This window comes from Streptomyces sp. NBC_01478 (assembly GCF_036227225.1).
Lineage (GTDB): Bacteria > Actinomycetota > Actinomycetes > Streptomycetales > Streptomycetaceae > Streptomyces.
Genome location: NZ_CP109444.1, coordinates 11,170,784 through 11,184,605 on the forward strand (window position 1 = coordinate 11,170,784; position 13,822 = coordinate 11,184,605).

Consider the following 13,822-nt stretch of genomic DNA (forward strand, 5'->3'; position numbering starts at 1 on the left):
CGGCTCTCGCCAGGGTGCCCCGAACAGCCGGAACCGACAGCCGATCCAGGTGCCGGAAAGGACTCAAGATGGGGGACGTCGCGGGGGCGGCACACCCGGAGAACCCGGAGATTCCGGGGAACCCGGGGAACCCGGAAGACGCGGTGCTGACGCGTGCGGCCCAGTCGGGTGAAGTCGCCGCGCTGGGGCTGCTGTTGGAGCGGCACCGGGCGGGGATGCGCGCCGTGGCGGTGAGCATCCTCGGGCCGGGCGTGGACGCCGACGACGTGATGCAGGACGCGGCGCTGACGGCACTGCTGCGCATCGGGGACGTACGTGATCCGGAGGCGGTGGGCGCGTGGTTGCGGATGATCGTGCGCAACGCCGGCCGACTGGTGCTGCGGGAGGCGGTGGTGGTCCGGCCGGTGGACGAACTGCCGTTGCGGTCCACGCAGTTGGGCCCGGAACAGTGGCTCGAACGCAACGCGCTGCGCGACTGGGTCTGGGAGGCACTGGAGGAGCTCTCACCGGCGTTGCGCATGCCGTTGGTGCTGCGCCACTTAGCCACCGGGGGTGCCTCGTACGAACGGATCGCGGAGGTCTGCGGGGTGCCGGTCGGCACGGTGCGCAGCCGACTGAACCGGGGCCGGGCCCAGTTGGCGGCCGCCCTCACCGCCACGGCGGACACTCGGCACGGCGACGCCGCACAACGGGTCCGCGCCAGCCGGATCGAGGCGCGTGCGCTGCTGGCCGCCGAGGGACACAAGGATCTTCGCCCGAGTCCTCGCCTCACCCCGGACCGGATCAGCGCACTGCGCTGAACTCCCCGAAGTAATGGCCCTCTTCGAGGTCCTGGACCAGCGTGGGGTGCGTCGGCCGCCATCCCGTGCGCTGCCGGGTCAGGGCGCTCGACGCCGGGTTGTCGAGCGCGACCAGCGGGGCGAGGAAACCGGTGAAGTGCCGGCTCGCCTCCTCGGGGGTCAAACTGACGGCGGGGAGCCCCAGTTGACGCCCGATGGCCCGCGCGATGTCCCGGAACGGCACCCCCTCCTCGGCGACGGCGTGGAGGGGCGTACCGGCCGGGGCGGATTCCAGGGCCAGTCGGTACAGGGTCGCCGCGTCACGTCGGTGCACCGACGGCCACCGGTTCGACCCGTCGCCGACGAAGGCGGACACACCCGTCGTACGAGCGACGCCGACGAGCGTCGGGATGAATCCGCGCGCGTCTCCGTGGCCGTGCACGGTCGGGGCCAGCCGTACCGAGGACGACCGCACTCCGCGCTCGCCCGCGGCGAGGACGGACAGCTCCACCTGGAGCCGAAGGGCCGTGACCGGGTTGGCGGTTGAGGGGGTTTCTTCGGTGAGCAGACGGCCCGGTGTTCGGCCGATGACCCCCGAAGTGACCACGAAGGGCTTGCCCGTGCCCTCCAGTTCCGTGCCGATCGCCTCCACCGCGTTCAGCTCGGCCTTCGCACGTGCGGCCGGGTCGGTGGTCTCGGAGATGTGCTGGTTCGCGGCGTAGACGACGCCGTCCGCGGCAGCGGCTCCGGCGCGCAGGCTGTCGGCGTCGTCGATGTCACCGCGGTGCACGGCGACACCGGATCGCGTCAAGGTGTCGGCGGCCGGGTCCGAGCGGGCGAGGCCGAGTACCTGGTGCCCCGCGTCGAGGAGTTCGCGAACGACGGCGGAGCCGATGTAACCCGTCGCGCCCGCAACGAAAACACGCACAGTGGAGATCCCCCAGGTCGGTTCGGGTCGACCCGACAGCAGAAGGCGGCGGGCTCGTGCACCACGCTAGGAAGAGGCCGTGCCGGCGTCCAACGCCTGTGTCGCATAGGGCGATACGCCCGAGGCATCACCCCTGACGGCACGGCGCCGGGACCCTCGCACAGGTCCCGGCGCCGGTCTGTCCGCCCGGGTCCGCGCCCGACCGGGCGGCGGCGCCGGTCAGTTGATGGTGTAGCTGTCCCCGTAGACCTTCCAGGTCAGCGGCGTGTTGAGGTCGAAGTTGCCGTTTCGGAGGAAGACGCGCTGTTCGGTGTCGACGCGGGTGGTGTCGCTGTGGGCCTCCTCCTGCTGCATGGCCCACACACGCGCGTCCAGGAAGGCGTTGAGATACGTCGTCTCGTTGCCGCCCTGGGCCGGCGGCTTGGCCGAACGCAGGGCGCGGGCGCGGATGTTGCGGAAGCTGGTCGGGTCGTCGCCGTCGCCGTGCATGACGATGGCGTCGTAGTACGTGAACTGGCCCAGCACGCGCAGCCCGTCGGTCTTGCCCTGGCTGACGGCGGGGTTGAAGTACACGCGGTCGCGTTCGTCGTTCTGCGCCTGCTGGAACACCGTGTCCTGCGCCGCGGTGCGCCAGTCCTTGGGGAAGTTCGGGTCGAGTCCGGAGTGCGAGTCGGTGCCGTTGACGTTGCGCAGCGCGGGCAGGTACTTGGCGAGGACGTTGCCGGGCTTGCGGGTCGCGTAGAGCTGCACGAGGTCGAGCATGTCGCCGGTGCCGGAGCAGAAGCCGATGATGCCGGCGGTGTAGCCCCGGCCGTCGCCTATGTCCTCGATGTACTTGTACTGGGCCTTCCAGTCGAGCGAGGAGTTCTCCGCGCTCGACACCAGCTTCATGGCGATCTCCTTCTTCGCCGGGTCGTCGAGCCCGATCGCCGCGGCGGCCTTGGTGGCTGCCGAGGCCTGCGGAGTGCGCAGCAGAGGTGCCGCCGCGAGCGACACACCGATGAGCGCGAGGAGCGTACGACGAGAGGGGCTCGCCGGCTCGGAGGTGGCGGGGTCGTGGAACGGGTGGACCACGGGGACTCCAAATGGTGGTGGGGGGTGGGGAGTTGGTCGTACCGCCGAACTGATAGGAAAGTTAACTATCAGAAGTTCGGCGCGGAGGGCACCCACCCGGAGCCAAGTTCGTAGATATGAACGAGAGTCGCGTGTCTGTGCGATGGCGGTGTTTGACGGTTTGCCCGCTCTTGTCGTTCGCGGGCCCAGGGGTCGCGCGGATGTCGTCATATTTCGCGGATGTTGCGCGAACTCTTGACGCGCCCCGCCCCGTTGCGTAGATATGACTGCGCAGTCATGACAGCGCAGTCATACACCGGACTGGGGCTAGGATTCGGCTGCCGGAGATCGGGAGACACCATGACACCAGTGGCAGGACGCGGCGCGGGGGCCGCGCCGCGCAGTGTGGACGTGGCGCGCCTGGCGGGCGTGTCGCAGAAGACGGTGTCCCGGGTCATGAACGACGAGCCGTACGTCTCAGAAGACGTACGCCGTCGTGTCCTCGCGGCGGCCGAGGAACTCGGCTACCGCTCCAACAACGCGGCCCGCGCCCTCGCCTCCGGACGTACCCGGTCCATCGGCGTCGTGACGCTCGGCACCGCCCTCTACGGTCCCGCCTCGCTGCTCATGGGCGTCGAGCGGGCCGTCCGGGACACCGGCTACGCGCTCCGCGTGGTCAACACGATGGAAGGCGAGTCGGCGGGCATCGCCGGCGCCGTCGACTCGCTCCTCGACCAGGGCGTGGACGGCATCGTCATCTCCGAGCCGATCGACGAGGAGGGCGGCGCGGAGCTGTCCGCGCGGGTCGATGTGCCGGTCCTCGTTCTCGGTGCGCCGCCGCCCCTGGCCGCCGCGCATGTTGTGACGGGCGGGATCGTCTCCGGGCAGATGGCGCGGGCGGCCACGGAGCACCTGCTGGAACTGGGCCACACCACTGTCCATCATCTGGCGGGGCCTCAGCGCTGGTACTCGGCGCGGGATCGGCTCGACGGGTGGCGTGCCGCGCTCGCCGCCCACGGGCGGGTCGAACCTCCCGTCGTGCAGGGCGACTGGTCGGCTGCCTCCGGGTACACGGCCGGTCGTGAACTCGTCGCCGATGCCGGTGTCACCGCGGTGTTCGCCGCGAATGACGACATGGCGATCGGTCTGATGCGGGCGCTGACGGAAGCGGGGCGGCGGGTTCCGGAGGATGTCAGTGTCGTCGGGTTTGACGACACGCCGGTTGCCGCGTATGTGACACCGCCGTTGACCACGGTGCGGCAGCCGTTCGACGCGATGGCGCAGGACGGTCTGAAGCTGTTGGTGCATGCCATCGAGAACCCTCAGGCGGATCCTTTGCCTATGGCCGATCCGCCGGTTGAGCTGATTGTTCGGGCGTCTACGGCGGCGCCCCGCTAGTTGGTCCGCCGGGTCCGCGGTTCCTCTTCCGCGGGCCGGTGGGGCTGGTCGCGCCCACGCGGCGGACCCGCACATCGAAACAGCCCCGCGCCCCTGAAGGGGCGCTCACCTCACCGGAAATTTCAGCATGCCGTCGATCGGTGTGCCGGTTCCTCGTACCCTCTCTCGGGAGTTCATCATGTCCGGAACCTTCTCCAACTCGCCCTCGTCGCTGAGTCGTCGGGGCTTCCTCGCCGCCACCGGAGCCGTGTCGCTGGGTGCCGCCCTGACCGCCTGCGGTGGCGACAGCGGCAGCACGAGCGGTTCGTCCAGCAAGCCGGTCGGTCAGGCCGACATCGACAAGGCGATGAAGACGCCGACCCAACTCACTTTCTGGACCTGGGTGCCGAACATCGACAAGGAGGTCGCGCTCTTCGAGAAGAAGTACCCGGCCGTGAAGGTCAAGGTCGTCAACGCCGGTCAGGGCACGCCCCAGTACACCAAGCTGCGCACCGCGCTGAAGGCGAACAGCGGGGCGCCGGACATGGTGCAGATCGAGTTCCAGGCGATCCCGACGTTCACCATCACCGACAGCCTGCTGGACCTGCGTCCCTACGGCGCCTCCGCGCTCAAGTCGACATTCGTGGACTGGACTTGGGGGCAGGTCAGCGGCAGCAAGGGCGAGGTGTGGGCGATACCGCAGGACACCGGACCGATGGGCATGCTGTACCGCAAGGACATCTTCGACCGGCACGGCATCCAAGTCCCCACCACCTGGGACGAGTTCGCGGCCGCTGCCCGCAAGCTGCACAAGGCCGACCCGGACGTCTACCTCACCAACCTCGCCGCCAACCAAGTCGCCGCCTGGCACGGCCTGTTGTGGCAGGCGGGCGCCAAGCCGTACGTCACCTCCGGCAAGAGCGACATCACCGTCAGTGTCGACGACGCGGTCTCCCAGAAGCTCGGCCAGTACTGGGGCACCCTCGCCAAGGACGGCGTGATCGGCGTTGAGCCGGACTTCACCGACTCCTGGTACGCGGCCCTCAACAAGGGCAAGTACGCGACCTGGCTGACCGGCGCCTGGGGGCCGGCCTTCCTCTCCGGCTCGGCGAAGGCCACCTCCGGCAAGTGGCGCGCCGCCCCGCTCCCGCAGTGGGACGCCGCCAAGCCCAGCTCGGGCAACTGGGGCGGCTCGACCACCGCGGTCATCCGCTCCACCAAGAACCCCATCCAGGCAGCGGTGTTCGCCCAGTTCCTCAACAGCGATCCCACCAGCGCCAAGATGTTCGCCACCGAACAGTTCTTCTTCCCGGCGACCAAGACCCTGCTCGGCGAGGCGAGTTTCCTCGGCGACGCACCCGCCTTCTACGGCGGCCAGAAGGTCAACCAGGTCTTCGCGGACATCAGCGCCCAGGTCGACCCCGCCTTCCAGTGGCCGCCGTTCCTCGACCGGGTGGCCACGGACTGGACCGAGACGGTCGGCAAGTCGCTGGCCGACAAGACGGACACCGTCCGCGCGCTCGGCTCCTGGCAGTCACGCATCACGACCTTCGCCAAGAGCCAGGGCTTCACCGTCAAGGGAGGCTGACCATGGCCACCACGACCACGGCGGCGCGCACCAAGGTCCCACCCCGCCGACGCCAAGTCGGCACCGCGGGCGTCCTGTTCATCGCCCCCTTCATGGCGCTGTTCCTGCTCCTCTTCCTCGCCCCGCTCGGCTACGCCGCCTACCTCAGCCTCTTCCAGGAGAAGCTCATCGGCGGCTCGACCTTCGTCGGCCTGGACAACTACACGACTGCCCTCAAGGACCCCCAACTCCTCAAGGGCATAGGCCGCGTGGCCCTGTTCTTCGTCATCCAGGTCCCCGTGATGCTGCTGCTCGCCCTGTGCTTCGCCCTCGCCCTGGACAGCGGCCTGCTCCGCCTCGCCCGCGTGATCCGCCTCGGCATCTTCGTCCCGTACGCCGTCCCCAGCGTGATCGCGACCCTCATGTGGGGCTACCTCTACGGCCCCGACTTCGGCCCCTTCGCCCAGATCAGCCACGACCTCCACCTGCCGGCCCCGCACTTCCTCTCCGGCAGTTGGATGCTCGGCAGCCTCGCCAACATCGTGACCTGGGAGTTCGTCGGCTACAACATGATCATCCTGTACGCCGCCCTGCGCACCATCCCCGGCGAGCTGTACGAGGCCGCCGCCATGGACGGCGCCGGCGCCTGGCGCATCGCCTGGTCCATCAAACTCCCCGCGCTGCGCCCGGCGTTGACCCTCACCCTGCTGTTCTCGGTGATCGGCAGCTTCCAACTCTTCAACGAGCCGAGCCTGTTGATGAAGGTCGCCCCGGACGTCATCGACAGCTCCTACACCGCCAACCTCTACGCCTACTCCGTCGCCTTCATCAGCCAGCAGACCAACTACGCGGCCACGGTGTCCTTCATCCTCGGCCTGGTCATCGTGATCGTGTCGTACGCCTTCCTGCTGACCGCGAACCGCAGGAGGACCGCATGACCACCGTGACGCCCACCGCCCCCACGCCCTCGGAGGCGAAGCAATCACCCGCCGAGGCCGGGTCGAAGCGCCGGTCCTCGGCCCGCCGCCGCAGCACGCCGCTCACCATCGCGATGCTGGCCGTCCTGGCGTACTTCCTGCTGCCGCTCTTCTGGCTGCTGATCGCCTCGACCAAGAGCACCCAGGACCTGTTCAACAGCTTCGGCCTGTGGTTCTCGCACGCGCCCCAACTGCTCTCCAACATCGAGGCCACCTTCACCCAGGACGACGGCGTCTACGGCCGCTGGCTGCTCAACACCGTTCTGTATGCCGGGGTGAGCGCGCTCGGCGCGGCGCTGCTCGCGGCGGCGGCCGGCTACGGCTTCGCCAAGTACCGCTTCCGCGGCCACGGCGCGGCCTTCAACCTCGTGCTGGGCGCCATCATGATCCCCACCACCGCGCTGGCGATCCCCACCTACCTGCTCTTCGCCAAGGCGGGCCTGGTGAACACCCCTTGGGCCGTCATCCTGCCCTCCCTGATCAGCCCCTTCGGCCTCTACCTCATGCGGATCTACGCCGAGGACGCCGTCCCCGACAGCCTCATCGAGGCCGCCCGCATGGACGGTGCCGGAGAGTTCCGCATCTTCACCACCATCGCGCTGCGGCTCCTCGCGCCCGGGCTGGTGACCGTCGTCCTCTTCACGCTCGTCGCCACCTGGAACAACTACTTCCTGCCGCTGATCATGCTCAACGACCCGAACCTGTACCCCATCACGGTCGGGCTCTCCTCCTGGGCCGCCCAGGCGCAGAACGGCGGCGCCGGAGCCAGCAGCGACATGCTCGCCCTCGTCGTGACCGGTTCGCTGATCTCGATCATCCCGCTGGTCCTGGCCTTCCTGCTGCTCCAGCGGTACTGGCAGAGCGGCCTGGCCACCGGTGGCGTGAAGCAGTAGCACGCACTCCTCTTACCGTTCTCGTCTCCTCGGAGGTTTCCCCCCATGGCGGCTCTGCCTGCCCGTGTTCTGTTCGGCGCCGCGTACTACCACGAGTACACGCCGGCCTACGGTTCGACCACGCAGCCCGACGAACGGCTCAAGACCGACCTCGACCTCATGGCCGACGCGCACTTCACCGTCATCCGGATCGGCGAATCGGTCTGGTCGACCTGGGAACCCGAGAACGGCCGCTTCGAACTCGACTGGCTGCGACCGGTGTTGGACGGCGCCCACGAACGCGGCATCTCCGTCATCCTCGGCACCCCCACCTATGCCGTACCGCCGTGGCTGGCCCGCCAGTACCCGGAGATCACCGGCGAGCGGCGCACCGGCGAACGCATCGGCTGGGGCGCCCGGCAGGAAGTCGACTTCACCCACCCCGCGTTCCGCTTCCACGCCGAGCGGATCATCCGCAAGATCGTCGCCCGGTACGCCGACCACCCGGCGGTCATCGGCTTCCAGGTCGACAACGAACCGGGCCTGGAACTGTTCCACAACCACGGCGTCTTCCAGCGCTTCACCGACCACCTGCGCGCCAAGTACGGCGACGTCGAGACCCTCAACCGCGAATGGGGCCTGGTCTATTGGTCCCACCGCCTGTCCACCTGGGCCGACCTGTGGACCCCGGACGGCAACGTACAGCCCCAATACGACGTCGCCTGGCGGGAGTTCCAGGCGCGCCAGGTCACCGAGTTCATCGGCTGGCAGGCCGACCTCGTCCGCGAGTACGCCCGCCCCGAGCACTTCGTCACCACCTGCATCTCCTACACCCGCCCGGCAGTCGAGGACGACGAGCTGACCGACCGCCTCGACATCGCCACCGGCAACCCGTACTACGACATGCAGGACGGCCTGCTCCTGCCCGACCCGACCCCGGACACCCACGAGCAGAAGTGGAAGACCACCGGCGTCTGGTCGCTCTACCAGACCGCCGACTGGATGTTCTCCTCCCGGCAGGAGCCGTTCCTCGTCACCGAGACCAACGCCGCCTCGATCGGCTTCGCCTGGGACAACCGCCCCGCCTACGACGGCCAGTGGCGCCAGGCCGCCTGGGCCCTCGTCGGCCGCGGCGCCCGCATGATCGAGTACTGGCAGTGGCAGACCCTGCGCTTCGGCGCGGAGACCTACTGGGGCGGAGTCCTCCCGCACAGCGGCCGACCGGGCCGCACCTATGCCGAACTCGCCGTGCTGGGCGAGGAGTTCGAGGCCGTAGGACCACTCGTCGCCGGTCTCGAGCCGGACGCCGACATCACGATCGTCTACTCCACCCCCAGCAAGTGGCTGATGCAGAAGCACCCGCCCCTCGCGACACCGGACGGTGAACCGGACCCCGCCGCTTACCACCGCATCCTCGACCCCTTCTACCGCGGCGCCTTCGACGCCGGACGCCAGGTCCGTGTCGTCCACGCCCGCCAACTGCACGACCCGCGCGGCGAACGGGAAGGCGTGACCCCCGAGGAGGCGGCCCGCCGCCACCCCGTCCTCGTCGTGCCCGCCCTGTACCTCGCCGACGACAGCACGCTCGACTGGTTCGCCGCCTACGCGCAGGCCGGCGGCCATCTGGTGCTCGGCCCCCGCACCGGCTACGCCGACCTGGAGGCACGCGCCCGGCAGGAGCCCGCCCCCGCCCGTCTCACCGGCGCGGCGGGAGTGTCGTACGACGAATTCAGCAACCTCGCGGACGCCGTGCGCGTCCGTGCCGTGCCGGACAGCCCGCTCTCCCTGCCGGAGTCCGCGACGGCGACGCACTGGGTGGACGGCCTGACCGTCACCGACGGCGAGGTGCTCGCGGCCTATGAGCACCCGCACTTCGGGCGCTGGCCCGCCGTGACCAGCCGCCGTCACGGGGAGGGGCGGGTCACCTGTGTCGGCACCGTGCCCGGCCGTGATCTCGCTCGCGCGCTGGCCGAGTGGCTGACGCCGGCCGCCCGCAGCGGGTGGGGCGATCTGCCCGCGTCCGTCACGGCCACGACCGGTACCTCACCCGACGGCCGGCGGGTGCACATCGTCCACAACTGGAGCTGGGAGCCCGCCCGTTCGGAGGTTCCGGCCGATCTCGTCGACGCCCTGGACGACACGTCCCTCCCCGCCGGCACGGTGCTGGAACTCGGCCCGTGGGACGTCCGCGTCCTCGTCTCCGCGCAGAAGGACTCACAGCAGGATCCGAAGAACGACTCGAAGGAGTAGCTGTGCAGAGAAGCAGAGCAGTGAAGGCGCTGGGTACGTTCGTCGGGGCTGCCGCGCTGCTGGCGATCCCCATGGCGACCAGTGCACAGGCGTACAACCCGACCGGCGGAATCCTCTACCAGCTCGGCAACGAACCGTGCTTGAAGGGGCGGGGCAACTGCGCCGTCTACCCGAAGTCGGCCCAGTTGCCGAACGGGCGGCTGGTCGCGTCCTTCGAGAAGTCCACCGTCGTACCGGCGACGGGCAGTGCCGACGGACAGACGCTCCCCGTCTACAAGAGCGACGACGACGGGACGAGCTGGCAGCCGCTGTCGGAGGTCAAGGCTCCCGCGTATCTCTCCAAGGATCCCAAGTACGCGAAGTACACGAGCAATTGGACCAACCCCTTCCTCTACACGCTGCCGCAGGACGTCGGAAAGCTGAAGCGGGGCACGCTGCTCCTGGCGAGTGTCGTGTCGGGCGACGACCAGTACTACAAGGAGCACAAGGCGGCCGACCCGAACTGGACCCCCTCCAACGACGGCGACCGCAGTGACCTCGCCATCGCGCTGTACTCCAGCACCGACCAGGGCACGTCCTGGAAGGTCGTCAACGTCATCGCGACCGGCGGCTGGCAGGGCGGCAGCGCGGGCGCGATCGGGCGGAACGTCGCCACGGCCAACACGCACCAGCAGGTCGACCCCGTCTGGGAGCCGTACCTGATGGTCTACAAGGGCCAACTGGTCTGCTACTACTCCGACGAGAACGACTACACAGGCTTCGACGCGAAGACCGGTGTCCCGACGCTCGACCCCGACAACGACACCGCCACGGACTCCCACGGGCAGATCCTCGCCCACCGGACCTGGGACGGCCGCAGCGCCCGGTGGAGCGGACCCGTCGTCGATGTCGCGGGGCTGACCCAGGACATGGGGGACGGCAAGACGGAGATCGGTGGCGGGCGGCCGGGCATGACGAACGTCGTGCCGACCACGGACGGCAAGTGGCTTCTCACCTACGAGTACTGGGGCGGCGGGGCCAACACCCGGTACCTGCTCGCCGACAACCCGCTGAAGTTCTACCGGAGTTCCACCACCGGCGACGCCGTCACCTCGCTGCCGCTCGACACCGGTTCCCGTGCGCTCGCGACCGGCGGCAGTCCGGTCCTCATCAGGCTGCCCGGGGGACGCCTGGCCTACAACGCGGCCGGCAGCGGCAACGTCTGGGTCAACAAGAGCGGTCGTGGCGACGGGGTCTGGACGGAGTACCAGACGACCTCGCGGGCCGGTTACAGCCGCGATCTGCAGTACGTCGACGGGACCGGCCGTATCGCGATCCTCAACAACCAGGGCACCTCGACGATCGCCTTCGCCGAGGTCGACCTCGGCCGGTCGAAGGGTGCCTACTACCGGCTGGTGAACCGGAAGACCGGTCAGGTGATCGGCACCGGCAGCAGGACGAACGACGCGAACATCGGCAACGGGGATGTTCCCGACGTCGTCCTGGAGGCTCGCGGCTCCGCCTCGGACCCGGACACCCAGTACTGGCATGTCGTGACCGAACCGAACGGCGGACTCACCCTGTTGAACAAGTCCGGCGGCCGTGCGGCGGCCGTCTGGACCGGGAACGCGACGGCCGGTCAGCGGATCGGGCAGTGGGTCGACAACAACGCGACCGGTAGCTGGAATCTGATCAAGACCACTCAGGGCTACTACACGCTGCAGTCGGTCAAGAACACCGCTCTGTACCTGACCGGCGCGTCCGACGGAGCGCCGCTGACCCTGCAGAACGCGGCGACGGACGGCTCGCAGGAGTGGGAACTCGTCCCCTAGGCTCCGCCCATGAGGGTTCGTCACAAAGCGCGTGTCGCCCTGCTCGACCACGGCCATCTGGTGTTCCTGAAGCGGGGCCGGCCGGGCGGCGACGCGTACTGCACGACCGTCGGCGGGAGCGTGGAACCCGCCGACGCGGACCTCGAAGCGGCGCTGCGGCGCGAGGCGATGGAGGAGATCGGCGCCACGATCGGCCCCGCCACCGAGTTCCTCACCCTGACCGAACCGCGCGGGACGAGCACCGTCGTCCAGCACTACTTCCTCGCCGACCTGCTGGAGATGGACCTGGAGCGCCGCCACGGTCCCGAGTTCGACGACCCCGACACGGGCGACTTCGAACCGGTCAGGGTCGCGCTGAACCGTCCGGCCGTCGCAGCCCTCAACCTCCAGCCGGCCGAGCTGGCCGACTACGTCCTCGGACACGTCGAGGCGTGGGGCGTCTGACAGTCGCCCTGTCATCGCGACCGCCTGGCCATCACAACCGCCCTGACATCACAACGCCTTGAGCTGGGTGAGGAGTTGGAGGGTGTCGGTGTTGACCCAGTACTCCACGAACCTGCCGTCGCGCATACGGAGTGTGTCCGTGCCGGTGAACGTGACCACGGTCCCGGGGGCGGCCTCGGCGCCGGGGAAGCCGCCGGCGTAGGTGCCGGTGGCCGTCCACCGTATGGACACGTGGTGGCCGTCCACCAGCGGGGCGACCTGCTCGGTGAAGCGGAGGTCGGGGAATGCCGCGCGTGTCTGCGCGATCCAGGCGACCAGTCCGTCGACACCCCGGATCGAACTGCCGTCACCGCCGTCGAGAAGGGCGGCGTGGACGCGGAAGGAGGGGGAGATGATGCCCGGTGCCCGGTCGTAGTCGCCGTTCCACAGGTGGAGCCAGTCGTCGAGCATCGCCTTCGTCCGCTGCGCGCCGTCGTGATGGCTCCGGACGTCCGTGATCGGTGCCGCAGTGGTCTTCGGCGAGGTGTCCGAGGCGGTGGCCGTCGTCGCCGTGCAGACCAGGACGGCGAGGGCCGCCGGGACGAGCAGCCGGGCGCGGTGACGTAGGGGCGTGCGGGCGGGCGGAACGGCGGTCATGGCAAGTCCTTTCGACGCGGGCGGGGGAGTGGGGGAACGGCAGGTCACGGCGTCAGTACGACCTTGCCGGCGACCGTGCCGGACTCGGCCAGGCGCAGGGCGTCGGCGACGCGGGCGAGCGGGAGTCGGGCGGCGACCTGGGCGTTGACCTCACCGCGCTCGAGGGCCGCGAAGACCTGGGTGAGGTCGGCACTCAGCCGGGCACGGAACCGGTCCTTGCTCAGCGCCCGCCCGGCCCAGACGTTGAAGAAGTAGGCGTGGCGGCCGTTCGGCAGTGCGTTCCACGTCCAGACGCGGCCCAGCAGCTTGAGCACGGGCAACTGCTTGGAGCCCTCGTCGTCACGGGTGGAGGCGCTGCCGTAGGAGACGAGGGTGCCGCCGGGGGCGAGCAGGCGCCAGGACTGGACGATGCCCGGGCCGCCGACGTGGTCGAAGACGGCGTCCACGCCGCGCGGGGCGAGTTCGCGGACGCGTGCGGTGAGGTCCGGGGTGCGGTAGTCGATGGGCTGGACGCCCTGGTCGCGCAGCGTGTCGTGATGCCGCGGGGAGGCGGTGCCGATCACGTGTACGCCCGCCGCGTGGGCGAGCTGGACCAGGACGGTGCCGACTCCGCCGTTCGCGCCGTGCACCAGGATCGTCTGGCCGGCGCGGATGCGGGCCTTGCGGTGCAGCATCTGCCAGGCGGTGATGCCGTTGACGACCACGGTCTCGGCCTCGGCCGCGCCGATGCCCTCGGGCACCGGCACCACATCGGCCGCGTCGACGAGCACATGGCTGGCCCAGCCGCCGACCTTCACCAGCGCGGCCACCCGGGTGCCGACCAGTCCGGGCTCGACGCCCGCGCCGGTGGTGAGGACGGTGCCGACCAGGTCGTAACCGGGGACGAAGGGGAACGGGGGCTGGTCGTAGTACTTGCCGCGGCGCATCTGCTGCTCGGCGAAGGAGATCCCGGTCGCCTCCATCCGGATCACGACCTGGCCGGGGCCCGCGACGGGCACCGCTCCCTGCCGGACCTCCAGGCCCTCCGGCTCCACCTTGCCCGGCAGGACGACCTCGACGAATGCGTCGGCGGTGTTGTCCGTGTTGTTCATGGCGACCTCCACTGTGATCTGCGGCGAGCTAGGGGTT

The 13,822-nt window shown here is 69.7% G+C and carries 12 protein-coding genes; 8 read left to right on the top strand and 4 right to left on the bottom strand.

Annotated features, from left to right (window positions below; all coding sequences use genetic code 11):
• Positions 1-68: 68 nt before the first annotated feature.
• Positions 69-800, top strand: coding sequence for an RNA polymerase sigma factor (locus OG223_RS49620; RefSeq protein WP_329264040.1), 732 nt, complete (start codon positions 69-71; stop codon positions 798-800).
• On the opposite strand, the gene OG223_RS49625 is transcribed toward OG223_RS49620, so the two are convergent.
• Together OG223_RS49625 and OG223_RS49630 are read right to left on the bottom strand one after the other, a co-directional pair.
• Complete coding sequence (locus tag OG223_RS49625) at positions 784-1,707, bottom strand: SDR family oxidoreductase (RefSeq protein ID WP_329264041.1); 924 nt, start codon at positions 1,705-1,707, stop codon at positions 784-786. The two genes, OG223_RS49620 and OG223_RS49625, sit on opposite strands and share 17 nt — an antisense overlap.
• Before the next feature lie 219 nt (positions 1,708-1,926).
• A complete protein-coding gene (locus tag OG223_RS49630) occupies positions 1,927-2,781 on the bottom strand; it encodes a chitosanase (protein ID WP_329264043.1) in 855 nt (284 codons plus the stop codon).
• A gap of 339 nt (positions 2,782-3,120) precedes the next feature.
• Between OG223_RS49630 and OG223_RS49635 the strand changes: the two genes are divergently transcribed.
• The 7 genes from OG223_RS49635 (at position 3,121) to OG223_RS49665 (ending at position 12,058) form a co-directional block, all read left to right on the top strand.
• Positions 3,121-4,158, top strand: coding sequence for a LacI family DNA-binding transcriptional regulator (locus tag OG223_RS49635; protein WP_329264045.1), 1,038 nt, complete (start codon positions 3,121-3,123; stop codon positions 4,156-4,158).
• 178 nt (positions 4,159-4,336) lie between these two features.
• Positions 4,337-5,725: an ABC transporter substrate-binding protein gene (locus OG223_RS49640; RefSeq protein ID WP_329264047.1), complete on the top strand. Its 1,389-nt coding sequence runs from the start codon at positions 4,337-4,339 to the stop codon at positions 5,723-5,725.
• 2 nt (positions 5,726-5,727) lie between these two features.
• Complete coding sequence (locus tag OG223_RS49645) at positions 5,728-6,642, top strand: carbohydrate ABC transporter permease (RefSeq protein ID WP_329264049.1); 915 nt, start codon at positions 5,728-5,730, stop codon at positions 6,640-6,642.
• Complete coding sequence (locus tag OG223_RS49650; protein WP_329264050.1) at positions 6,639-7,574, top strand: carbohydrate ABC transporter permease; 936 nt, start codon at positions 6,639-6,641, stop codon at positions 7,572-7,574. Before OG223_RS49645 ends, OG223_RS49650 begins: the two co-directional genes overlap by 4 nt.
• A 45-nt stretch (positions 7,575-7,619) precedes the next feature.
• Entirely contained in the window at positions 7,620-9,803 is a 2,184-nt protein-coding gene (locus OG223_RS49655) for a beta-galactosidase (protein ID WP_329264052.1), read from the top strand.
• A 71-nt stretch (positions 9,804-9,874) separates the two neighbouring features.
• Positions 9,875-11,614, top strand: a complete 1,740-nt coding sequence (locus OG223_RS49660; RefSeq protein WP_329265874.1) for an RICIN domain-containing protein — start codon at positions 9,875-9,877, stop codon at positions 11,612-11,614.
• A gap of 9 nt (positions 11,615-11,623) precedes the next feature.
• The gene (locus OG223_RS49665; RefSeq protein ID WP_329264054.1) at positions 11,624-12,058 is read left to right on the top strand and encodes an NUDIX hydrolase; all 435 of its coding nucleotides are present in this window, start codon (positions 11,624-11,626) and stop codon (positions 12,056-12,058) included.
• 48 nt (positions 12,059-12,106) lie between these two features.
• On the opposite strand, the gene OG223_RS49670 is transcribed toward OG223_RS49665, so the two are convergent.
• Positions 12,107-12,694 carry an ester cyclase gene (locus OG223_RS49670; RefSeq protein ID WP_329264056.1) on the bottom strand — a complete coding sequence of 196 codons (588 nt, stop codon included), beginning with the start codon at positions 12,692-12,694 and terminating at the stop codon, positions 12,107-12,109.
• A gap of 44 nt (positions 12,695-12,738) precedes the next feature.
• The gene (locus OG223_RS49675; protein WP_329264058.1) at positions 12,739-13,785 is read right to left on the bottom strand and encodes a medium chain dehydrogenase/reductase family protein; all 1,047 of its coding nucleotides are present in this window, start codon (positions 13,783-13,785) and stop codon (positions 12,739-12,741) included.
• Positions 13,786-13,822: the final 37 nt, after the last annotated feature.